Source organism: Nostoc sp. NMS4 (assembly GCF_017115095.1).
Taxonomy (GTDB): Bacteria; Cyanobacteriota; Cyanobacteriia; order Cyanobacteriales; family Nostocaceae; genus Nostoc.
Genome location: NZ_JABXKI010000168.1, coordinates 1 through 22,278 on the forward strand (window position 1 = coordinate 1; position 22,278 = coordinate 22,278).

The window sequence follows — 22,278 nt, forward strand, 5'->3', positions numbered from 1 at the left end:
GCCGTCTGCTTCTTTTTAAACGGCTAAGATAATGCCATACTAGATAAATCCAAATTTTCTAAAAAATGTATCTAATAATACGGTTTTTTTGACAACAGTCAGTTTTATAGGTATCGCTCTGTGTGCGATCGCAAAACTTTTCGGTCTACTGAAAGTTACTCAAGGGTGGCTACGCCTACACAACTTACCCTTTATATGATACAATTGTACTATAAATTTAGTCAAGACTGTTCTTCGCGTTGCCTAAATTCCAAGCGAATAGACTCAAACAAACTTTGCGCTCCTCTGCGTTTAAACTTAAACCCTCAATTCTCCACGAACTTACCATTAAATTTCGCACGGTAAGAACAGTTTATTTTGGAATATTAATAGACTTCAATAACCGTGGCTTTAAAAGATTCTTGACCTTTATCTAGAAGGGTGGCAATATGACAAAGAATCAAATTTCTCTGGTAGAACTAATCCAACTTCTTGCACAATACCGCAATAATATTATCGTCAATATCAAGCACCTGCAAGAACATTATCAAAGAACAGGTATTAAGCGTATTAGAGGTGTGAGAAACGAAAATGGAGAACTGCTGCAACCTTGGTTGAGAACAGAATATATGGATGATCCTGAGTATGTTGATATGGGCGAGTTTCACTTTAATCGCAACACTGCTACTATCAATATGCTTATCAAACGTAAAGTTAAACTTGCCAAATTTGAAGACCAAACTCCCACTATTGAAGTAGCAGGGTTATTAGTAAATGACCTCAACAGCTTTAATAATTACACGATTGTAAGTAACGGCAAAATTAACGTAAATTCATTACAAGTCAAAATTAGCAGTAAAAAAGTCTTTGACTTACTCAAAGAAAAAGGCATACTGAATGCAGAAGAATTTGACTTTCGGGTTGAACATACGATTAAATTAGATAATTTGCCGCTTGTCGCTGCTAATAGTCGTTATAGCAGTATTAATGGACTATTCAATGAATTAGCAGAAATTAAAGTACTAACTAGTATTATTTGCGCTCACTTAAAAAAGGAGTCAGATGTATTTATCGAGACACAGTTAGATGAGTTTAAAAAACACTATCTATCTAAGAATATTTACATCAACTTTCCGACAACTACCGAATACACTGACATCAACAAAGCTTTAGTTGATGGTACTATTGAATCGAGATTGAGCTATAAAATCGATATCGGTAGCCAAGATATTCTAAACCTGAGCAAGTTACCTTCTGCTAACAAGTTTCTCAATAAAATGTATCGTCTTTATGACAAAGAAACTGGAGAAATTATCATTAAGCCAAGTTTCGAGATGGCATTTAATCAGAATCTCGCAGTTAGGCACAGATTGCTGTCATCACGTACTAAACTTACAAAAGTTGACGAATTGATCGAGCCAATTTTTGATGATTTTCTTGGTCTTGAGCAAAAAGGCATCGTTAGAGGTATTCTTAAGAAAGTTGGTGCTGATAGTTTGGCGCAGTTATTGCAGGATAAACAAACTGGTAAGCAGATCGCCAAAGAAGAAATGGTTGCAGCTTTAACGGTGGCAAATAAAAAGTTAGAACAATATGCAGAGAATATCTACCAAGATAAAATATCTCCCTTAGTATTTCACATTGGTTCTACTGGAGTATTGCCAGATCAAATAGAAGCAGAAGCGATGAATGCTGAAGAAGCTGCTGCTAAATACCCAAATTTGCAATTTTCTAAAGATGAGCAAGAAGGTACTTTTTTTGCAGTTGGTAATAGTATTATCAGCATCTATGCAAAAACTGAATATTACAGCAAACTTACTTCTGCGTATATAGACAGTTAGATTGCATATAGCAATCCTATTTGATTTTTGAAAATGCGCGGTGTTCAGATCCCCGACTTCTTCGAGAAGTCGGGGATCTAATTTTTCACAATAGCAATAATAATTATTATTAGAGATTGCCTAAAATACAGCTAGACTTTGGACTAATTGTAGAATAAATTGAATTTGTGGGTGAAGATATCAAAAAAATAACACTCCCTATAATCTGTAAAGACAATAACAGAAAAAGAATAAAGTAAATGATTTTTAAATTCTTATTAATGATTTGACAAGAACGCTCTACAAAGGAAGAATAACCTGCAATTCCCACAGAACTAAAACTTCCAATAATCAATAGTCTCATCAATAATTCAATAGAAGAAGTAAATGGCGATCGCTCCTGATTCAAACAGGTTATAGAATTATCTTTTTGAATTCCAAAATTTTCTAATATAGAGTTAAATATTCCTGGTTCCAAAACCATTAATTGCTGATTGATTTCATGAGGATGTTTAACTAAATGATTACTTACAGAATTCCATAGAGCCTTATATTTACCTATAGTTAATGTACTCGCCATTGATTCTCCAGATGGCAGAAATACAGATGCAATACTCAAGGTAATGCTAGTAGCAGCAACCAGAATTTTTTGCTTTGTTTTCATTTAACTTTTCCTTTGCCTTTGCCTAAATATTTTCTATTTACATCCCCAATCCTGACTGGATAAATAAATCAGCAATGCGACTGATTCCTATCCCAAAACCTGGAATGATAAATAGAAGCATCATGGCAAAGAGTCCAAATTGAGTATATTGCAGTGGCTTTAGCTGAGGAAAAATTTCACTGAAAACATGAAAGCCATCGAGTGGTGGAATTGGCAGCAGATTAAAGAGAAATAACGTCAAATTAATCCGAGCCGCTAGGTAAAGAAATTCGACACTGAAGAGTCCTGAAAGATTAGGGTTAAAGAAAAGTTTGAGCAGCACAATAAATAAAATGCCTAAAGCCAGATTTGATAATGGCCCTGCTGCTGATACCAAAATATTGCCTAGCTTCCCAGAACGAAACTTAGAGGGGTTGACAGGCATTTGTCCCCAAGCTATGCCCATGAGACAGAGAAAGATAATTGATTCTTTGCCCATGTGAACCACAGGATTCAGCGTCAGATGACCAGTTTGTTGTGGAGTGTTATCTCCCTGACTCATCGCAGCCCAGCCGTGAGCAAGTTCATGCAAAGTGATGGAAAATATAACAATTACAATGATTCTGAAAAAATGAATCGGCTCTGTGATAAGTGTTTGGATAAACATACGTTACTAAATTTTGGTAATGACCCATCTGTGTAATAGCAAGACATGATATAAATGCTACTAAAGTATTTACGTAAGACGCTACAGTGATTTCTGGTATGTTTTATAAATTAAAATTTACTACTTTTATTAATTTCAGTTGATTTGATAGCTTAAAAAAACATTTCATAACACTTGAAGGATTTTAAAGCCTGGTAGTAACTACGTATTTATTGTATTTTTTAGTATATAAAAATTTAATTTCTGAGCTAGCTTTTAAAAAATCAGTATAAAATACTACTTTTTGTATAGTTAAATTACAAATTACTGAATAGATCGGCTTTTTTTTGCGTCTAACTGCATCTCTAGCAATCCTAAATGAGTCGTGAAAATCTCTGATTCCTCTCTCTGGGTTCTCTGCGCCTCTGCGGTTAATTTATTTTTATCAATGATTTAGGACTGCTATATAGTTTTATGTTTCTCTGACTCAAAACAGAGTCGCTATTGTCTTGTTATATCGCTTTGCAAAGTTAATTTTATTACCTGATATAGCAATAGATTTACTAATAATCTTTAAGAAAATTACGCAGAAATCAGCTTCAATGAGACAATCTGACCTAATCTTCTCAACCTAAAGGAAGACATGAGCGATCGCACAAAGGCTCTTCAGGCTCTCGCAGCTGAACGTTGGCGGGTATCCCTGATTCTCACTGGAGCCATGATGTTTATTTACTTCGGCTTTATCTTATTAATCGCGTTCAATAAGCCTCTGCTGGGGTCATTAGTAATTCCTGGCCTCAGCCTGGGAATTTTACTGGGGGCGTTGGTAATTGTCTCAGCATGGGTATTAATTTTTATCTACGTGCGTTGGGCAAATAGCAGTTATGACGACCAAATTGCAAGGCTGACACGCAAGTGAAATTGGGCATGGGGCATGGGGAAGATGAGGGAGACAAGGGAGACAAGGGAGACAAGGGAGATAAACAAAACTCCTAACTCTTAACTCTTAACTCCTAACTCCTAACTCAGCACTCCTAACGCCCAATGCCCAATAATTAATTTCTAGTTCAAAATCCAAAATACTAAACCAAAAAAAGCATGAATAGTGTGTGGTTCGATCTGCCACTGGCGGCGGATATTACCAGTCTTGGTAAGTTTAACCCGTTGGCGATCGCTTTCTTTTTTCTGTTTGTTGCCAGTTCTTTAGGTATTACCTATTGGGCGGCGAAGCTCACCAAAAATACGGCACAGTTCTATACAGCTGGCGGTAAAATCAGTGGTTTCCAAAATGGGCTGGCTCTCGCAGGAGACTTTATGAGTGCAGCTAGCTTTTTAGGTATCACTGGGCTGGTGGCACTCAATGGCTTTGACGGCTTAATTTATTCTATCGGCTTCCTGGTGGGCTGGCCGATTGTTATGTTCTTAATTGCCGAACCATTACGTAACTTAGGTAAATACACTTTTGCCGATGTCGTGGCTTTTCGCTTGCAGCAAAAACCTGTACGTATCGCCTCTGCCATTGGAACGCTGGTAGTAATTAGCTTTTACTTAATTGCCCAGATGGTAGGTGCTGGGGAGCTAATCAAACTATTGTTTGGCTTTGATTATGAATTAGCTGTAGTCATCGTCGGTTGCGTGATGATGGCTTATGTAATTTTTGGCGGGATGATTGCCACTACTTGGGTACAAATTATCAAAGCAGTTCTGTTGCTCGCCGGAACTGTCTTACTAGCTATCTTGGTACTAGCACGATTTGGCTTTAACCCGATCGCTCTTTTCGCTGCTGCATCTGAAAAGTATACAGGTGTATTAGCTCCAGGCAAACTGGTTTCCGATCCCTTGGATGCGATCTCTTTAGGGATGTCGTTGATGTTCGGCACTGCTGGATTACCTCACATTCTGATGCGTTTTTACACAGTACCGGACGCGAAAGCAGCGCGGCTCTCTGTTACTTACGCTACAGCAATTATTGGCGTTTTTTATCTCCTTACCTTCATCCTGGGCTTTGGAGCAATGGTATTAGTAGGTCAAGATGCTATCAAGCAAATTGGTACTGGTGGTAACATGGCTGCGCCGATGTTGGCAGAATTTCTCGGTGGTGATGCTTTCTTAGGTTTTATTGCGGCTGTTTCCTTTGCAACTATTTTGGCGGTTGTCGCTGGGTTGACACTCTCAGGTGCAGCTGCATTGTCCCACGATTTATGGGTGAATGTGGTGCGATCGGGTCATGCTGACGAGTCAGAACAACTGAAAGTGGCTCGCGGTGCAACAATGCTTTTGGGATTAGTAGCGATATTCCTCGGCATCTTATTTAAAGGACAAAACGTTGCTTATATGGTAGGTTTAGCATTTGCGATCGCTGCGAGTGCAAACTTTCCAGCCTTGCTTTTATCCATGCTTTGGCGACGTTTCACGACCAACGGTGCGGTTGCAAGTATGTTAGTAGGAACTGTCTCATCTTTAGTGCTGATTTATTTATCACCTACTATTCAAGTAACGATTCTCAAGCATGCTTCTGCACCCTTTCCCTTAAAAAATCCTGGATTAATCAGTATCCCACTGGCGTTTATTGTGGCGATCGTCGTTTCACTATTGAGTACTGAACAACAGGCACTAGACAAATTTGCAGAAGTTGAGGATCGCATCCACATTGGTTCTGAGATGTGATTTTGTCAACGCATAAACAAGTCTAAGCGGCGGCTTTCGCCGCTCAGAATTACTGTCAGTAGAGTGACATACTCCCACACTGATGCAAGCATACAGTGTGGGCTTCTCAGCGACTCCCGGTATCCCGTCGGACATTAACTGAGCTTTGTTTTAATTCCACGAGATGCCCCTCCGCGGACTTTGAACAAGTATCAAAAAGTATGTTCTACCTTAATACCGCTAGAATTTTACCCATTCACGGAGACGATACAAAAATATCTATTCTTGAATGGAACCCTATATTCTAGATTGTCTAGGTTCCGTGTACAGCCAGCATTTTAGGCTTTGTCTGTACTTACCTATAATACCATATTTCTCTTAGTAAATATAATGAATATGGGTCATGGTTCGACATAGCAATTAACTGTTTTGGCTACACCAAAATACATTAATTACTATATCTCACCACTCCCGCGCATTCATGAGCCAGCGCTGTAGACGGGTTTCCCGTCGCAGGCGACTGGCATCCTCACACCCCTGTATTGTGGGTGTGAGGCTTCTGCTGATCTAGCTAAAAAGTTCTGCGATGCCTTTTCAACTCTTGGAGAGGCTGCGCCAACAATTTACATAAGTTTAGTACCTTACGCACAAATAACGGAAAACGAACCACAGAGAAGCCAGTGCGTTGGGCGGGTTCCCCGACTTGTAGCAACTGGCGCGACACAGAGTTCACGGAGAAATAAGAGTTTAGGAGGGTTTTTGCGTAAGTCCTGAAGTTGCCAAAACTGACCCTAACTTTGATAAAATTCGCCAAGGGCAACTGTTCAAAATTTCAGTTGATGGTTTTTTGTCGCAAGTGAACGATTAACATTGCCGTAAAGATTTAAGTCTTTTGTTCAAATGAGTTCATACACTGAAACAGAATTCCTTGTTGGTGATATTCCGTACCAAATGTTCATTCAATATTACCAACCAAGGAAAGACAGAAATTCAGTTCCTATTGTGCTTTTACACGGCGCTTTTCATACGGGTACTTGCTTTGTCAAAACACCCGATAATCGCCAAGGTTGGGCAGTATATCTGGCAAAACTTGGGTATTCAACCTATATTGTTGACTTGCCAGGGCATGGTCGATCGGGCTTTGTGCCAGACTTACACCTGATGTCATATCAGAGGGTAATCAATGCTACTGTGGCCCTCCTCGAACAGATTGGCCCGGCTGTTATTCTTACCCACAGTATGTCTGGTATTGTTGGTTGGCAGACGGCAAAAACTCATCCCAAACTTGTTAAAGCTATTGTAGGCATTGCACCAAGTCCACCAGCCGATCTATTACCAGCGACCACAAAAAACTCTCACGAGGCTTTTCCCGAAGACCGTCCACGTATTCAGTCGCGTGAAGATACTAAGAAATACTTCACCAACTCAGATACTTTTCCGCAAGAGAATTTTGAGAATTACTTTTGCAGTTTGGTTGCTGAGAGTGCGCGGATTAGCAACGAACTCAGAAATGTTGAAGGACGAGGGCTTTATATTTGCCACCCTGAGATTCTATATGATATTCCTATATGTGTGATTACAGGCGATCAAGACCCGCGCCATCCTCGTGAGGTAGATGCAGAAACTGCAAAATACTTTCGGGGTGATTTTATTTGGCTTCCTGAAGTTGGGCTCCCTGGTCATGGTCATATGCAAATGCTTGAACACGGTAACTTAGCTATTGCTGACTTGTTTATCAGTTGGTTAAAGAGCAAAGGTTTATAGCGGTCTGTATATAGATTTGATGCTCAAGTACCACTAAGAAACCCCGCTTTTGCCTACTGTCCAAGTTCTTTGATATTCTCCATCACTTGTTGGTATAAGTCGTTGTTACCTTGACTTTGAAAAATGTTTGCTGCTTGTTGTAAGTCCTTGAGTGCGCCTTGTTTGTCTCCATTGGCGGCGCGGGCATTTCCCCGGTTATTGTAGGCAGGGGCAAAGTTACGATTGAAGCGAATGGCTTGATTGTAATCTGCGATCGCACCCTTGGGATCTCCATTGGCAGCACGGGCATTTCCTCGGTTATTATAAGCGATCGCATATTTGGGGTTAAGGAGAATCGCTTGATCGAGATCGTCTATTGCCCCTTTTTTGTCTCCATTGGTGGCGCGGGCATTTCCTCGGTTATTGTAGGCTTCGGCATAGTTGGGATTGAGGCGAATCGCTTCGCTGTAATCTTTAACTGCTTCTCTGTTGTTTCCCAGTGAGGCGCGGGCATTTCCTAAGTTATTGTGGGCTTCAGCGTCGTTAGGGTTGATGCGGAGTGCTTGATTGTAATCTGCGATCGCTTTTTCTTTGTCTCCCAAATCAAAGTAGGCTAATCCTCGCGCGTTGTAGGCAGCGCCATACTGAGAATTTTGACTAATTGCCTTACTATAAGATGCGATCGCGGCTTGCAAATCGCCGTTTAAATGCTGATTCTTTCCCTGAAGATAGAATTCCCCACCAATGGAAGTTGTAGCTGAACGACGGCTAGGTTGACTAACTCCTATTTCTGTTACTAATACATTGTCATTCTTACTACAAGAAATACTGCTAGTTGCTGCCAATGTAGTAAAAATAGCTATGGTAAATAAAGTATTTACCCTTGTTCGTTTTTGCCTAAATAAACGCCGTCTCATAAGTTAATATCAACTGCCATAACACCGGAACGGAATTGGTACTAAAATCTAGATTTTAATTCTTTAGCTCAATAACTATTCTAACTTTTGATATACATTTCAAGTTAATTGACAAATTTCCCTGATATTTTATAGATTTATTAGATGAGGTAGGAGGCAGTGTTTCGACTCCGCTCAACAACCAGACAAGAAACTGGAGAAAATAATTATGAAATTTCCAGATTTATTCTTCACAATAACTCTATAAATTCTGACATTTGTAGCAATATGAACAATTTACTCCTCCTCTGTTTCACTCTCTTGACTTTTGGAAGTTAGTCGCCAAGAGGTGGTTTTGTCAATATCTACAGATAGTTGTTCCAGATTTTGCCCTAAATCTTTTTGGACTTTCTGAGTTAGTGTGATTGGAAAATCTAAATTAATACCTTGAGTTTCTGCTAGTCTTGCCAATTCTGTAAATGCAGTTTTTATTGTTGTCCGCTCATAACTAGTCAGCTTATAATTAGAAGTTTCCGATATATTTTGAGATTGCATAGCTTTTTTCATGCGTTCTTGTAAATGCTCAAATTCGGAATTCAACAACTTCCATTGTTGCTCAAGTTGCGAATATTTAGTACTGAGTGATATTAAGTCTTCCGTCGCCGGATCGGGGCTGGCTTGGGCTTGTAAGCCTAATAAGTTTAAGTGAATTTGAGCAAGATAAATACAATCTAAGTAAGCATACTCTATCTGTTCTTCAGTTAAAGGGCGTTTTCCCCAATCGCTTGTTTGTTCTTGTTTATCAATATTGTTAAAGCTACAAAGTGCTGTCGCTATTGTCTTGAGTTGGTAGTTGGGTAATGGCAAAAGATAGTAGGGAATTTTTTTGGACATTTCTAAAGTGCAGGTAATATTTTTGGCTTTCTTGCTACCGAGAAGTTTTAGATCGTAACTAGCGTTGTGAAAAACTTTTTCAATGGCAGAATTTATCATAACTTTTTCAATAAATTCGGCTATAATATTAGGTTGATCTAAGACATCTAAAAGATAGACGCGATCGCCACTCATATCTTGAGGATTATCTAATACCTGAATCAGCGACAATCGGGGATTGCGACTTTTATAGTCAGCCACTTCTGTATCTATCCACAGAGTTTTTGCATTGGTATATTCAGCGACAATGGCACGAATTTCGCTAGCGGAAGTAAGGTAGGGCATTGGCTAATATTTCCTGATATTTAAGGCATTGTAAGTAAGCCATAGTTTTATAAAGTAACATTTTGTTGGTAAGTTTGCTGGCACAGTATTACAAAAAGGCTAAGGTTTGCAATTCGTCATAGATATCGCCAAATTGACTTAAATCTGATAACATCGAGTCACTACTGTGGGATGGCATCGTCTACCATCGAAAGAGCTACTGTGCATCTACATTAAATTCATAGAAAGCCACAGACTGTGTGTAAAGCCATTCTGGTTAGCAGCCGTCAGAAAAATTGAATTGGAATTTCTCAAAACTGAGCGCAAAATCTTAGCTTCAAGAATCGTCCAGATTTCGATTTTTATTAACCTGAGTTATTGCTTAAGCACTTTTGCTACTTCACTTTTAATTGTTTTTTTAAATTTGCTCCTCACCATCACACACACCTCAATTAACCGCTTCAAGTACTCAATTCGGAGATAGATAATGAAAAAGCTAATTTTATTAGTAGTTAGTGGCATTTTGGTAGTTGGTACTTTTGGCTGTCAAGACTCTTCTAAAACTGGTTCGGAAACTCCTAGCACAACTAATGAAACTGCTCAAGCACCAGCAAAACCCGCTTCACAAACAAATCAAACTGCCAAAGTTCCAGAAACACAAACGACTCCTTTAGGAGTTAGCACAGGTACTAAAGTTAAAACCGATTCTGAAAAAACGGCAGCAACAAAAGTTAAGAGTGACTTAAAAACTGAAGTTAGCGCCAAGTTAAATAAAGGCTTACCAGGTAATAAGTTACAAGTTGAAAACAAAGAGGGTGAAATTATCCTCAAAGGCACAGCCACTTCTGTTGAAGAACTCAAGAAAGCTGAAACCTTGGCTAAAGAAGTTCAAGGTGTGAAAACAGTGAAAGTGGAAGCAAAAGTTGATAGTGTGAAAAAGCCAGAAAAGAATAACTGAAGCTCTCAGTTAACAGTGGACTAGCTAAATCAGCTTACATATTCATCAAAAATAAACAGGATTTACGTCTGCGTAAGCCCTGTTTATTTCGCTTAAATAAGGGTGATGAATTGGCAATGATATAATTTTACATACTTGCAAAATGCTCTTGTAATAAATCGTGAATGAACTGATAGCGACCGCCCACTTGTTGAATCAATCGCCGTTCAGCAGCGTAGCTTAAAAAATGGGCATAATTCCAAGGAATTGACCGATTGTGCCAAAGAATTAGACGCATAGCAAAATGTTGAATGCAGGCAATTCCTCCAAAAAAGATGCCGAAAATTATCGCTATAAAAATTCCATATAATAGTGCCTCGAATAACTCAATATTCAGACCCAATAACACACTACGGATTGCATATATTAACATCCCAAAAGGTAAAAGCAGTACCATGAAAAATATAGCGTGTTTTGCAGATGAATAAATAGCTTTATTGGGGTAATCAATAATTTTTAGTTCATCGCCGATGAGTCCAAAAATTAGCCCAAAAATTAACCCAACAAGCAACCCAACAGATAACCCAGCAAACAGTCCAATAACTAGGCCATAAATTAACCCAATAAATAGCCAGGTAGTCAGCCCAACTATCGAACCTAAAAATATACCAAAACGTGTATTTGCCCAAGACCAATTAAGAGTTTCAATCGGTGTTATATGATTTTCTACTGAACTAAAAATAGGCGCAAAAAGTAGCCCAAACATTGCACCGACAAACAGCCCGTAAATTCTCCCATCAATTAGCCAAACCATCAACCCACAAATTAGGCATATAATCATTTGAACTAGCAAAAAATACCAAATTTCTTGGCTAGATGAATCTAAATAGTCCGGCTGGATTCTTTCAATAAAAAACTCTTTCTGTTTCTGCTTATTCAACGTCTTGGCTAGCCATTTCAACCAGCCTTTAATATCCTCATTGTCATAGCCTTTGCGGTCATGAGATTCTTCCAATCGGTGTTTAATGTAAGCATCAAACAACTCTTTGCGGCATTGTTTTTGATATGCTTGGCGTTCATCAGCAGAATTAAAGTGTTTACTCTTATTCACTAACCCTTCTGGATAAGCAACCGGAATAAGATGCAAAAATAGCGGTATCTTTGCCAACACACCTAAACCTTCAGGGTCATCTTTAATGGGTTGCCATAAATGGTAATACCCAACCCCTCGCAGATAATTTTGGATATGAATTGGTGTCAGTGGTTGCAAATAGACTGCTCCTCGCAACTGCCCCAAAATTGCCTCACCCTTTATATACTCTTCTTGACGGCAGCAGACAACTAACGGCAATAGACTAGAGTTGTTTTGCAGAAAGTCATTTATTCGCTCAATACACTTTTTTTGACGGGGTAATCCCAATTCATCCAAACCATCCAGCAGCGGTAAAAGTTTATCTGTGTCCAACCAGTGGCGAGAAATTGCTTCCGGGACGTTATAGCGAAATTTGAGATCTGTCATCAACCAACCGCCGAGCGCTTGTTTATCATCTTTCCAGCTAGAAAGCTCAAATAACACTGGAATGGGGTAATCTGGTTGCTGTGCGGCGCGTTCAATTAAATCTCTTGCCAATTCCAGCAGCATTCTAGTTTTCCCTGAACCAGGATCACCCAAAATTAGCAATCTCCCTGCAATATCTGTCTGCTCGAAAATTTCAATGATTCGTTTGCCTTGTTCTAACTCAGTGTCTGACTTGCTAAAAATTATCAGCCTTAGCTGCTGTTTTGCCCACATCCACGGCGATGATGGATTATTTTTGATTGTTAACGATTGCGCCGATCGCCCTACCATATCTTGTCGATTCTCCATCTGCAACCGAATTATTTCCCCATTGTGCAGTGAGTCATGCAGCCTTGCTGCCACATAAATTTTCATTGCCTTGAGCAACTCCTGTTGCCAATGATCTGGCGTTTTCAGTCTTGTACTATTAACAGTCCCGCCACTTTCCCTCTGTGTCTGCCACAACATGACAAATAGCTGGAATGTATGCCAAGTCAAAAACACCAAAGCCACACCGCCAATAGTCAGAAACAGAACCCTCAATACATCACTTTTATCGGCAATTTCTTTCCATCCGCCGATAATTCCAGTCAAGACTACAACCTCAATCGTCAGCTTGAAAATTAAAGTATTTCTACCGGGGAAATCTCGAATTGCCGGCCACTGGTTAATTAAGTAACCCGCAACAGCTGCTAATAAACCCGTCAACAGCAGCGTGATCAGAGGATTGTTGAGCATTTTTATAACTAAAATCAGATGCCTCACAGATGATTCAAACTATACCAACTGATTTCTGTTCACGCCTAAACTCTCCTTATCTGCTCTGGTAAAATTCTGATACTCCCAAACCAATCATCAGACTCTTCGCTGTGCCTGGAGCGATCGCCTACCATAATCCTTAATTCTCCCCTACTACCCTCTTGCGGATTTTAAATTAGTTGATACACTTGTTCTTCATTAGCCCAGTGAACCAGCGCCTATGGTGCATATCAAGCGCGTGGAACTTACGAACTTCAAATCCTTTGGTGGCACTACCTCTGTCCCTTTGCTACCGGGGTGTACTGTCATATCTGGGCCAAATGGTTCGGGTAAGTCTAATATCTTAGATGCACTACTCTTTTGTCTGGGACTCTCCAGTTCTAAGGGAATGCGAGCCGAACGCTTGCCGGATTTGGTAAATAACACTCAAACCGCTAAAGGACGGGCTTCGATTGAAGCTAGCGTCACTGTGACGTTTGATTTGTCGGATGAAATTTCACACAAAGACACAAAGGCACAAAGGCAGGAAGTAGAGGAAATAGAGGAAGCAGGGGAAGTAGGGGAAGCAGGGGAAGCAAGGGAAGTAGGGGAAGAAAATCCAAAATCCAAAATCCAAAATCCAAAATCGGCAGAGTGGAGCGTTACTAGAAGGCTGCGAGTGACTCACCAAGGGAGTTACACATCGAATTATTATATCAATGGTGTACCTTGCACGTTAACAGAATTGCATGGGGAATTAAGTAACCTGCGGGTTTATCCTGAAGGCTATAACGTGGTATTGCAAGGAGATGTCACCAGCATTATCTCGATGAATGCGCGAGAACGGCGGGAAATTATTGATGAATTGGCTGGGGTGGCGGCGTTCGATCGCAAAATCATTCAAGCCAAATCAACTTTAGACGAGGTGAAGGAAAAAGAAGATAGCTGTCGGATTATTGAAACGGAATTAACTGCACAACGCGATCGCCTTTCCCAAGATCGGGCGAAAGCTGAGAAATATCAAAAACTCCGCACGGAATTTCTAGCGAAACAATCCTGGGAAGCCGTTTTATCATGGCGATCGCTACAAGCACAACAAGAAAAGTTAGTTAACGAAATTCAAACAGGCGATCGCAATTCTACTGAACTCACTACCCAACTCACAAACCTAAATTCCCAAATCGTCCAAAAAACTGCTGAACTGGAACAACTCAACGCCCACGTGAAAGCCTTGGGAGAAGATGAACTTTTGGCGGTACAATCTACCCTCGCCACCCAAGAAGCCGAACGAAAACAACTCCAGCGTCAGCTAACGGAATTACAAACGACTTCCCAAGAAACCGCCAAACGTCTAACTCAAACTCAGCAAGAGATTGAAAAACATCGTCTTTCCCTAGAAGAAGCCGCACAACAACAAATTGTAGAGACGTTACATGTAACGTCTCTACAGCAACAAAGAGATGAAGCACAGCAAGCTCTAGAAACCTCCCGCGAAGCAGCAGCAGAAATCGCCTCGGCTTCGGAAGCGTGGGTGCAGCAACAAACGGCATTCAACCGTCAAATTGAAACTCTGCTGCACACTCTAGAACCGCAACGCACCGAACAAGCACAACTCAGGGAACGCAATAATCAGTTACAGCAGCTGATCCAAGAGCAAACCCAGTTAATTGAACGCGACGAACCCCTGTTAGCAGAAAAACAAGCTGAATGCAGTCGAGTTGAAACGGAATTTAACACCTCTAGCGAACCCATCCAAAATTTAGCTCAAAATCTCTCAGCCACAGAACAAGAACTGCAAATCCAACAGGAAACTCAAAAGCGGTTACTTTTTGAACAACGAGAAAAACAACGCCAGTTGGATAGAATCGAGGCGCAAGCGCAAGCACAGCAAGAAGTTCAAGGAACTCAAGCGAGTAAAGTCATTTTACAATCGGGTATACCTGGACTTTGTGGCTTAGTTGTGCAGTTAGCAAAGGTGGAACCCCGCCATCAGCTAGCTTTAGAAATGGCTGCCGGTGGACGTTTGGGACATATTGTGGTGGAAGATGACAGCATCGCCGCCGCAGGGATTGAATTGCTCAAACAGAAACGTGCAGGGAGAGCGACTTTTTTACCACTAAATAAAATTCACGCTCCCAAATTTACTCAAGATGCAACGCTGCGTTTTGCTAGCGGTTTCGTTAATTATGCTGTTAATTTAGTCGATTGCGATCGCCGTTACAAAGATGTATTCAGCTATGTTTTCGGTAACACGGTAGTTTTTTCTAGCCTGGAGGCGGCGCGGAAAAATTTAGGGTTATATCGCATCGTCACCTTAGACGGGGAACTTCTAGAAACTAGCGGTGCAATGACTGGTGGTAGTAACAGCAATCGTTCAGCCTTACGGTTTGGCAATGCAGAAGCGGCGGAATCTGATGAAGCGATCGCTCTCAGAAGTCGCTTGGTGGATATTGAGCGGGTTTTAGAGCGTTGTACAGAAGCGATCGCAACTTTGTCAACCAGAAGCAAACAACTCGCCCAGGAACTCACAGAAGCGCGTCAGGCGCGGCGCGAACAGCAGTTGCAATTGGAACAGTTGCAAAAAGACATTAAGAATTTAACAGCGCAATTAGAGGGGACGCGATCGCAACTCGCCCAAAACAGCGAAAAGTTAGCCACCGCTCAATCCCGATTGGAAATTTTAGAGCGGGAATTACCGGGACAAGAAAATGAATTGCAACAATTGCGACACGCATTAGCCGAGTTAGAAGCATCCCAAACCCCCAGTGAATGGCAACAAATCCAGGCAACCATAAAAATTCAAGAGCAACAATTACAACAACGGGAGTCAACGTTAAGGGAAGCCGAACAAAGATTAAAAAATTTAGAAAATCAGCAACAGCGATTGCAAGAAAAAATCCAAGAAGGTGAAACGCGAATCACCGAATACGAAACCCAACAAATCTCTTGTAGAGACGCGATTTATCGCGTCTTGAGCCAAACCACAACGCTAGACGACCAAATCACCCAAACCCGTCTATCGTTAAGTGAAATGGAGCAAAATTTGGGCGAAGAAAAACAAAAACGCGACACCACAGAATTGGAAGTGCGATCGCACCTTTTACGCCAACAACAATTGGAATGGGAAATCCAAAAACTCCAAGAAACCCAAGAGAAGCGGCGGGAAGAATTAGTTGCATTACAAAATCAGTTGCGAGATGTGGGAGCAGAATTACCGAATCCGTTGCCAGAAGTACCAGATCAGGTAGATTTAGAAGAATTGCAGAAAGAATTGCGATCGCTTACCAAACGCTTACAGGCGATGGAACCTGTTAACATGCTGGCGTTAGAAGAATACGAACGCACTCAAAACCGTCTCCAGGAACTGACGCAAAAATTAGAGACACTAGAAGGAGAACGCACCGAACTACTTTTACGGATTGAAAACTTTACCACATTGCGGCAACTAGCCTTTAAAGAAGCTTTCGATGCTGTTAACGAAAACTTTCAATCAATTTTTGCCATTCTTTCCGACGGCGACGGCTTCTTACAACTCGAAAATCCTGAAGATCCCTTTAGTAGCGGACTGAATTTAGTCGCCCACCCCAAAGGCAAACCCGTACAGCGCCTAGCTTCCATGTCTGGGGGAGAAAAATCACTTACAGCCTTGAGCTTTATCTTTGCCCTGCAACGCTACCGCCCATCGCCATTTTACGCCTTTGACGAAGTAGATATGTTCCTAGATGGGGCAAACGTAGAACGATTAGCTAGAATGATTAAACAACAGTCACAACAAGCGCAATTTATAGTTGTGAGTTTGCGTCGTCCGATGATAGAATCAGCCGAACGCACAATCGGCGTTACTCAAGCACGAGGAGCTTACACTCAAGTTTTGGGGATTAAGTTACAATCATCCAATACATCTGCTTGAGTTTTTGTTAATAATAGTGTATAGACAAACCGGATTCGAGATCAGGACTCGGTATTAGAATGACCTCCGAACAGATAATTAGGCGTTCCGACATATTAAATACCCAGGTGATTACCCGCGACAACGGCAAGCGGCTAGGCATCATCAGTCAAGTCTGGGTTGATATCGATCAACGAGAGGTTGTGGCTCTTGGTTTGCGAGACAGCCTGATCTCCATTTCGGGCATACCGCGCTATATGTACCTCAACAACATCAGCCAGATTGGTGATGTCATCCTGGTTGATAACGAAGATGTCATTGAAGATATCGAAGTTGAATCTCTCAGTAATCTGATTAACTGGGAAGTAATTACAGAAACAGGTGAAGTCTTAGGCAAAGTTCGGGGCTTCAAGTTCAACGGCGAAACCGGGAAGCTTGAATCTATAGTCATTGCTTCTTTAGGATTGCCCCAAATTCCCGATCAATTTGTGAGTACTTACGAGTTCTCAGTCGATGAAATTGTCAGCACTGGCCCCAATCGTTTGATTGTGTTTGAGGGAGCCGAAGAACGAGTAAATCAGTTGACAGTTGGTTTACTAGAGCGCCTGGGTATCGGCAAAGCGCCGTGGGAACGAGATATAGAAGAAGAATACGGCTATACTCCACCGCGCCAAGTTGCACCAAGCAATCAACTGCCTAGTGGAGTGCCATTGCAGCCACCCAGACAGAAAGTTCGCGCCCCCGAACCCATAGCGCGGGAGGAGGAATGGACGGAAGACTATGTGGAAGAAGAAAGGCCACAGCGTCAGGTAATGAAGGCGCGGCAGTACGAATCTATTCAATACGAAGAAGACGAGGAAGAAGATAACTGGAGCGAGGCAACGGGTAGCGACAGGTATCAACAACCGCAGCCGCTAAATTATGAAGCAAAGCCTTATAGCAAGCCTTATGTTGACGAATACGATGATTATGACGACGTAGATGGCGATGCTTGGGAAGATGCGCCGAAGCCCGTGAATATTCCTAAGAAAGTCAAGGAAAGACAGCCGGAATACGAAGAAGAAGGCGGATATTAAGTAATTCGTAATTCGTAATGACGCGACGCTCTCTACGAGACGCTAAAAGCGAACGAATACTCGCTACCGCTACGCTATCGATGACTCGCTAACGGTACGCTAACGTAGTTGGTAATTTTCGGCTTAGATTACAAATTATTTCTCTGATAAATTCAGCCCTCTCTTTGCAAGCAATGAGGGGGCTAATTTTTTAGGATAAGTGAGGGAGTTGAGAATGCGCTATTGGCTCAAGGGTAGATATTCAATTCGATCCTGGTATTCATCCTCAAACGAAGCTTCCACAATGATGATTAATTCTTCAACAGTTTGTCCGATGCTTTGGTTTGCATCAATGGTGAATATTCCAGGTATATGGCGACCTGAAGCTAAATGGTCAGCCAAATGTCCGGGCATGGACTTACGGTTGTTCGTCACCAAAATAAATCCATTGGTTTCACACCAAATCAAAATCTCTGGGTCTGGAGTGCCTTTGGGTAGCACATCTAAATCCCCAATGATTCGCACGATCAATTCTGGGTTGCGCCGCACAAGTTGGGAGCGATATGTATGACTTAGATGTTCATCCAACAAATACCGGATTGCCATTAGCTTTCCTGTAAATGCTTTGGAGCGTTTTCTTCCTGCATCCGCCGAAACCTCATCCTGGCAGGAGACGGATTTTGCTGTTGTTCTTCGCGCATGATTCGGGAAAATTCCAACCAATCTACCAGATAGGCTTCAACCTCTGAGCGATGATGCAAGTAATACAAAATCGTGGCGTAAACCTGTTCTAACGTCACCGTATGAAATTGTCCGGCAATTTCTTCTGGTGTTTTGCAGCGATAGATATACTCGTAAAGAATGCTCTCAATCCCAATGCGGGTTCCTTTGAGTCGGATGTCATCTGGTGCAAGCGCGTTGAAATACTCTTCCAGTTTCATAAAGCAAGACCCCTCGAATGAACATTGCACTTCAATCATAGAAGAACACCGAGAAATTCGACCCTCAATGCGAAAACAGTTTGTAACTAAGCGATAGCTCTAATATTTTCTTGTTTGTCAACTTTCATTTTTATAAACCTTGCTACGATGCCCGACATCTATAACATTTACTAATAAAACATCATCCAAAATATCGTATATAACTCGATAATCACCTACTCTAATTCGATATGTGTTTTCTTCACCCTGTAACTTTTTCACTCCATTGGGACGTGGTTCTATAGACAACTCATCTATTTTGGGTTGTATGCGATATTGTAATTCTTGAGATAGTTTTTTAAACATTTTTCTAGCCCCCTTGGTAAATTTAACTTCGTAAGTCACGCTACGTCTTTTTTTCTTTCATTAGCGATTTCCTTTTTAATGTCGTCCCATGCAATAAGACTATTATTTTCTATATCACTTTTAGCAGCATGATAGGCTCTTAAATCATTTTCGTCCTCTTCATCTTCGATTTTCTGAAGTAGTGCATAAATTTCATCTAGGGTACTATCGTAAGCTTGGTTTAGCAGTACGTTGATAGCTTTGATTAATTGTTCGCGTTCGTGTTCGGTTTTCATAATTAAGCCTCTTTAAGATTGTTAAGTTTGATTAATTTATCAATTCTATCAAGTACAAATAACTCATTTTGAAAACTCAATATCATCTAAGGGTAATAATCCTTCGTCCAGTGGTTCAAGGGTGGAAAGGGTTTCCAGGAGGGATTTTTTCTTGATGGGAGAAATGATGGCGAAGGGGATACCGTTTTGGGTAATAGTGAGGGGTTTGCCTGTTTTTTGGGCTTGGTTGAGTAGGGTTTGGATAGTTTCGGGGAGATCGGAAAGGGTGATTTGTGTCATGGTGGGTTCTGGGGTTAGCAGATGGGGACTTGGCGCACATCTATTTTACTTGTGACGGCGTTGGTGATGAGGGCGGTGCGATCGCAATAGTCGCTAAAACAGTTAACTGTTCAGAAACTCACTAAAAACTGCTAGCGTCAAACAAAGGAAAATATCGTTGTGGACTTTCGAGCTTGAAAACCCGTTCTAATTATTGGCTACTGCTGCCTTATATCCAACTCCAGTGGCAAACGATCGCTAAGGGACTTGTTGGTATTTTGGGATACGTACTGGCGACATTAGTGTTAATCAATCTCGCCGGGAAATTGGCAACTCCCTTTGCCCAAGGTAATGTAGTAGCGATCGCTCAAATAACTGGTAGTTGTGCTTTAGTATTTCTTGTTAGAGGCTTGTTTCAGTCTATACAAGATATGTACATGGCGAAAGCTGCTTTGAGAGTTGCTTTTCATCTCCGCCAGCAAGTCTACGCACATCTGCAAAAGCTCAATCTCAGCTATTTTGAAACAGCAAAAGCTGGTGATTTATCTTACCGCCTCACCGAAGATGTTGACCGCGTTGGCGAAGTGGTAAATAAAGTATTTCACGACTTTATCCCCTGTATTTTGCAGTTGCTAGCAATTCCGATTTACATGATTTACCTAAATTGGCAACTGACACTAGCAACAATCATAGTTGCACCACTCATGGGTATTTTAGTCGGCTGGTTTGGCGAACGTTTACGCAAGTATTCCTTAAAAAGTCAAAATCGCGTGTCGGGTTTATCAGCCATCCTCGCAGAAGTTTTCAACGGTATTCGTTTGGTACAGGCTTTTGCTGCCGAAAATTACGAAATCGCTCGCTTTGGCCATGAAGCAGAACGCAGTCTCAAAGCCAAATATTCAGCCGAACAGCTAAAAGCAATTCAGATTCCCATTATCGGATTTCTGGAAGCCTTAAGTGCCTTATCGTTACTAATTGTGGGAGCTTGGCAAATTTCCCAAGGTAACTTGACAGTGGCGAATTTTTTCAGTTATCTGGCGGCGGCGGCGCTATTAATTGATCCCATTGGTCATACTACTAACAACTACAACGAATTTAAGCAGGGTGAAGCATCTGTTGACCGCGTTTTTGAATTGATGGCAATTCAGCCGACAGTGATTGAAAAGATAAATGCGATCGCTCTGCCTCCAGTCAATGGCAAAGTAGAATATCGTCATATTTCCTTTGCCTATAAACCAGGTGAACCCGTATTAAAAGATATCAGTTTATTAGTATCGCCAGGTGAAGCGATCGCACTTGTGGGTGCTTCTGGCGCTGGTAAAACCACGTTTGTGAATCTTTTACCCCGTTTTTACGATCCTGAAGTTGGTCAAATCTTCATTGACGATGTTGATATTCGGGATGTGAAATTGCATAGTCTGCGGCGACAAATTGGGATTGTTCCTCAAGAAACTATTATGTTTTCAGGGACAATTGCTCAAAATATCGCCTTTGGACAATATATTTTTGATATAAAAGCAGTTAAAGAGGCGGCGAAAATTGCTAACGCCCATCAGTTTATCAGCCAACTACCAGAAGGTTATAAGACTTTGGTAGGCGAACGTGGGGTAAACTTATCAGGTGGACAAAGACAAAGAATTGCGATCGCTCGTGCTGTTCTGCTCAATCCCCAAATCTTGATTCTCGATGAGGCGACATCAGCCTTAGATTCGGAGTCAGAAGCACTGGTACAGGAAGCGCTGGAAAGATTGATGGAGAAACGGACAGTATTTATTATTGCTCACCGTTTATCGACAGTTAGAAGGTGCGATCGTATTTTAGTTCTCGAACAAGGACAAATTGTGGAATCGGGAACCCATGAAGAATTATTAGCTTTAGAGCGTCGCTATGCACGGTTTTATACCCAGCAATTTAGTTAGGCAGAAAGGAGAGTAGGGAATCTCACTTCTTTGGGGTATAAGTATCATAGGAACAGAAAACCGAATTATCAAATAACTAGGTACTCATCATGATTCAAGATGACATCATTAACGAATTGCAATATATTCCCGAATCAAAACTACAGGCACTATACGAACTAATTCACTATTTTCGGCTTGGGATTAACAGTGAGATGGAAAAACAATCTAGTGAGTCCGAAGACTTAAAAATAGATAAGAATCTATGTATGAATACCTTGCAGAAAATTAAGCAGGGCGATTTATCAAGTTTTAGTGAGATTGGTGATGTGAAAACATACATTCAAGACTTAAAACATGAAATTAGTTAAAGATGATGACTATAACCGTAAAGAACGAAAATTCTTTAAAAAACGCCCTCATCTAATTGATAAATATGGAGAAGTCTTAGAAAAGCTAAAAACTAACCCATTTGACACATCACTAAAAACGCATAAATTAAAAGGCGAACTTAGCGAATTTCATTCATGTAGCTTAACCTATGAATATCGAATTATTTGCGTATTTTTAATACAAGATGAAACTATTGTTTTAGTCGATATTGGTAGCCACGATGAAGTTTATTAATGCATTACTATGACTACCCAACCCCAAGCCGAACTAGAATCGCGTGTCTGAGAAAAGATCAAGTTATTTATTGACACATTTATCGAGTGTAATATCTCTTAACCCGGTTTTCTCCGGTTTTCTGTGCGAATGCTACTCATACATCATTTTCTCATGGAAACGCAGGGCAAAGCCATCTAAATATTGA

The 22,278-nt window shown here is 41.0% G+C and carries 21 protein-coding genes; 11 read left to right on the top strand and 10 right to left on the bottom strand.

Annotated elements, in window-relative coordinates; translation table 11 throughout:
* The first annotated feature begins 428 nt into the window (after positions 1-428).
* Complete coding sequence (locus tag HWQ37_RS14220) at positions 429-1,820, top strand: hypothetical protein (RefSeq protein ID WP_292748236.1); 1,392 nt, start codon at positions 429-431, stop codon at positions 1,818-1,820.
* A gap of 109 nt (positions 1,821-1,929) precedes the next feature.
* Here HWQ37_RS14220 and HWQ37_RS14225 read toward each other — a convergent pair whose 3' ends face one another.
* A complete protein-coding gene (locus HWQ37_RS14225) occupies positions 1,930-2,463 on the bottom strand; it encodes a hypothetical protein (protein ID WP_292748237.1) in 534 nt (177 codons plus the stop codon).
* 37 nt (positions 2,464-2,500) lie between these two features.
* Entirely contained in the window at positions 2,501-3,109 is a 609-nt protein-coding gene (locus HWQ37_RS14230) for a site-2 protease family protein (protein WP_292748238.1), read from the bottom strand.
* Between the two features lie 622 nt (positions 3,110-3,731).
* On the opposite strand from HWQ37_RS14230, the gene HWQ37_RS14235 reads away from it, so the two are divergent.
* From HWQ37_RS14235 to HWQ37_RS14245, 3 genes are all read left to right on the top strand, one after another.
* The gene (locus HWQ37_RS14235) at positions 3,732-4,007 is read left to right on the top strand and encodes a DUF485 domain-containing protein (RefSeq protein WP_292748239.1); all 276 of its coding nucleotides are present in this window, start codon (positions 3,732-3,734) and stop codon (positions 4,005-4,007) included.
* A gap of 179 nt (positions 4,008-4,186) precedes the next feature.
* Positions 4,187-5,755: a sodium:solute symporter family transporter gene (locus HWQ37_RS14240; RefSeq protein ID WP_292748240.1), complete on the top strand. Its 1,569-nt coding sequence runs from the start codon at positions 4,187-4,189 to the stop codon at positions 5,753-5,755.
* Positions 5,756-6,634: 879 nt separating this feature from the next.
* Positions 6,635-7,498 (top strand): alpha/beta fold hydrolase, encoded by an 864-nt coding sequence (locus HWQ37_RS14245; RefSeq protein WP_292748241.1) that lies wholly within the window; start codon positions 6,635-6,637, stop codon positions 7,496-7,498.
* Positions 7,499-7,551: 53 nt separating this feature from the next.
* Here HWQ37_RS14245 and HWQ37_RS14250 read toward each other — a convergent pair whose 3' ends face one another.
* Together HWQ37_RS14250 and HWQ37_RS14255 are read right to left on the bottom strand one after the other, a co-directional pair.
* Positions 7,552-8,394: a tetratricopeptide repeat protein gene (locus HWQ37_RS14250; RefSeq protein WP_292748242.1), complete on the bottom strand. Its 843-nt coding sequence runs from the start codon at positions 8,392-8,394 to the stop codon at positions 7,552-7,554.
* A 276-nt stretch (positions 8,395-8,670) separates the two neighbouring features.
* Complete coding sequence (locus tag HWQ37_RS14255) at positions 8,671-9,591, bottom strand: ribonuclease D (RefSeq protein WP_292748243.1); 921 nt, start codon at positions 9,589-9,591, stop codon at positions 8,671-8,673.
* 466 nt (positions 9,592-10,057) lie between these two features.
* On the opposite strand from HWQ37_RS14255, the gene HWQ37_RS14260 reads away from it, so the two are divergent.
* Positions 10,058-10,528: a BON domain-containing protein gene (locus HWQ37_RS14260; RefSeq protein ID WP_292748244.1), complete on the top strand. Its 471-nt coding sequence runs from the start codon at positions 10,058-10,060 to the stop codon at positions 10,526-10,528.
* A gap of 127 nt (positions 10,529-10,655) precedes the next feature.
* On the opposite strand, the gene HWQ37_RS14265 is transcribed toward HWQ37_RS14260, so the two are convergent.
* Entirely contained in the window at positions 10,656-12,803 is a 2,148-nt protein-coding gene (locus tag HWQ37_RS14265; protein ID WP_292748245.1) for an NACHT domain-containing protein, read from the bottom strand.
* Positions 12,804-13,044: 241 nt separating this feature from the next.
* Here HWQ37_RS14265 and smc point away from each other — a divergent pair, with 241 nt between their 5' ends.
* Both smc and HWQ37_RS14275 read left to right on the top strand, forming a co-directional pair.
* The gene (gene smc / locus HWQ37_RS14270; protein ID WP_292748246.1) at positions 13,045-16,713 is read left to right on the top strand and encodes a chromosome segregation protein SMC; all 3,669 of its coding nucleotides are present in this window, start codon (positions 13,045-13,047) and stop codon (positions 16,711-16,713) included.
* A gap of 59 nt (positions 16,714-16,772) precedes the next feature.
* Positions 16,773-17,768, top strand: coding sequence for a PRC-barrel domain-containing protein (locus HWQ37_RS14275; RefSeq protein WP_292748247.1), 996 nt, complete (start codon positions 16,773-16,775; stop codon positions 17,766-17,768).
* Between the two features lie 219 nt (positions 17,769-17,987).
* On the opposite strand, the gene HWQ37_RS14280 is transcribed toward HWQ37_RS14275, so the two are convergent.
* From HWQ37_RS14280 to HWQ37_RS14300, 5 genes are all read right to left on the bottom strand, one after another.
* Positions 17,988-18,353 carry a DUF5615 family PIN-like protein gene (locus HWQ37_RS14280; RefSeq protein ID WP_292748248.1) on the bottom strand — a complete coding sequence of 122 codons (366 nt, stop codon included), beginning with the start codon at positions 18,351-18,353 and terminating at the stop codon, positions 17,988-17,990.
* Positions 18,353-18,688 (bottom strand): DUF433 domain-containing protein, encoded by a 336-nt coding sequence (locus tag HWQ37_RS14285; protein WP_292748249.1) that lies wholly within the window; start codon positions 18,686-18,688, stop codon positions 18,353-18,355. Before HWQ37_RS14285 ends, HWQ37_RS14280 begins: the two co-directional genes overlap by 1 nt.
* A gap of 117 nt (positions 18,689-18,805) precedes the next feature.
* The gene (locus HWQ37_RS14290) at positions 18,806-19,072 is read right to left on the bottom strand and encodes a type II toxin-antitoxin system RelE family toxin (RefSeq protein ID WP_292748250.1); all 267 of its coding nucleotides are present in this window, start codon (positions 19,070-19,072) and stop codon (positions 18,806-18,808) included.
* Positions 19,069-19,308, bottom strand: a complete 240-nt coding sequence (locus tag HWQ37_RS14295) for a hypothetical protein (protein ID WP_292748251.1) — start codon at positions 19,306-19,308, stop codon at positions 19,069-19,071. The genes HWQ37_RS14290 and HWQ37_RS14295 overlap by 4 nt, the downstream gene beginning before the upstream one ends.
* A gap of 63 nt (positions 19,309-19,371) precedes the next feature.
* Entirely contained in the window at positions 19,372-19,587 is a 216-nt protein-coding gene (locus tag HWQ37_RS14300; RefSeq protein WP_292748252.1) for a type II toxin-antitoxin system prevent-host-death family antitoxin, read from the bottom strand.
* Here HWQ37_RS14300 and HWQ37_RS14305 point away from each other — a divergent pair.
* From HWQ37_RS14305 to HWQ37_RS14320, 4 genes are all read left to right on the top strand, one after another.
* Positions 19,581-19,712 (top strand): hypothetical protein, encoded by a 132-nt coding sequence (locus HWQ37_RS14305; protein ID WP_292748253.1) that lies wholly within the window; start codon positions 19,581-19,583, stop codon positions 19,710-19,712. The genes HWQ37_RS14300 and HWQ37_RS14305 overlap by 7 nt on opposite strands.
* Positions 19,713-19,760: 48 nt before the next feature.
* Entirely contained in the window at positions 19,761-21,485 is a 1,725-nt protein-coding gene (locus tag HWQ37_RS14310; protein ID WP_292748254.1) for an ABC transporter ATP-binding protein, read from the top strand.
* An 89-nt stretch (positions 21,486-21,574) separates the two neighbouring features.
* Positions 21,575-21,835: a hypothetical protein gene (locus HWQ37_RS14315; protein WP_292748255.1), complete on the top strand. Its 261-nt coding sequence runs from the start codon at positions 21,575-21,577 to the stop codon at positions 21,833-21,835.
* Complete coding sequence (locus HWQ37_RS14320) at positions 21,822-22,091, top strand: type II toxin-antitoxin system RelE/ParE family toxin (RefSeq protein WP_292748256.1); 270 nt, start codon at positions 21,822-21,824, stop codon at positions 22,089-22,091. The genes HWQ37_RS14315 and HWQ37_RS14320 overlap by 14 nt, the downstream gene beginning before the upstream one ends.
* Positions 22,092-22,278 lie beyond the last annotated feature (187 nt).

Bases quoted from the DNA above. Each gene is read 5' to 3' on its own strand.
- HWQ37_RS14320 (WP_292748256.1), top strand. From the start codon at position 21,822: ATGAAATTAGTTAAAGATGATGACTATAACCGTAAAGAACGAAAATTC.
- HWQ37_RS14315 (WP_292748255.1), top strand. From the start codon at position 21,575: ATGATTCAAGATGACATCATTAACGAATTGCAATATATTCCCGAATCA.
- HWQ37_RS14235 (WP_292748239.1), top strand. From the start codon at position 3,732: ATGAGCGATCGCACAAAGGCTCTTCAGGCTCTCGCAGCTGAACGTTGG.
- HWQ37_RS14280 (WP_292748248.1), bottom strand. From the start codon at position 18,353: ATGGCAATCCGGTATTTGTTGGATGAACATCTAAGTCATACATATCGC.
- HWQ37_RS14245 (WP_292748241.1), top strand. From the start codon at position 6,635: ATGAGTTCATACACTGAAACAGAATTCCTTGTTGGTGATATTCCGTAC.
- HWQ37_RS14285 (WP_292748249.1), bottom strand. From the start codon at position 18,688: ATGAAACTGGAAGAGTATTTCAACGCGCTTGCACCAGATGACATCCGA.
- HWQ37_RS14220 (WP_292748236.1), top strand. From the start codon at position 429: ATGACAAAGAATCAAATTTCTCTGGTAGAACTAATCCAACTTCTTGCA.
- HWQ37_RS14275 (WP_292748247.1), top strand. From the start codon at position 16,773: ATGACCTCCGAACAGATAATTAGGCGTTCCGACATATTAAATACCCAG.
- HWQ37_RS14255 (WP_292748243.1), bottom strand. From the start codon at position 9,591: ATGCCCTACCTTACTTCCGCTAGCGAAATTCGTGCCATTGTCGCTGAA.
- HWQ37_RS14230 (WP_292748238.1), bottom strand. From the start codon at position 3,109: ATGTTTATCCAAACACTTATCACAGAGCCGATTCATTTTTTCAGAATC.
- HWQ37_RS14250 (WP_292748242.1), bottom strand. From the start codon at position 8,394: ATGAGACGGCGTTTATTTAGGCAAAAACGAACAAGGGTAAATACTTTA.
- HWQ37_RS14295 (WP_292748251.1), bottom strand. From the start codon at position 19,308: ATGAAAACCGAACACGAACGCGAACAATTAATCAAAGCTATCAACGTA.
- smc (WP_292748246.1), top strand. From the start codon at position 13,045: ATGGTGCATATCAAGCGCGTGGAACTTACGAACTTCAAATCCTTTGGT.
- HWQ37_RS14240 (WP_292748240.1), top strand. From the start codon at position 4,187: ATGAATAGTGTGTGGTTCGATCTGCCACTGGCGGCGGATATTACCAGT.
- HWQ37_RS14260 (WP_292748244.1), top strand. From the start codon at position 10,058: ATGAAAAAGCTAATTTTATTAGTAGTTAGTGGCATTTTGGTAGTTGGT.
- HWQ37_RS14265 (WP_292748245.1), bottom strand. From the start codon at position 12,803: ATGCTCAACAATCCTCTGATCACGCTGCTGTTGACGGGTTTATTAGCA.
- HWQ37_RS14225 (WP_292748237.1), bottom strand. From the start codon at position 2,463: ATGAAAACAAAGCAAAAAATTCTGGTTGCTGCTACTAGCATTACCTTG.
- HWQ37_RS14300 (WP_292748252.1), bottom strand. From the start codon at position 19,587: ATGACACAAATCACCCTTTCCGATCTCCCCGAAACTATCCAAACCCTA.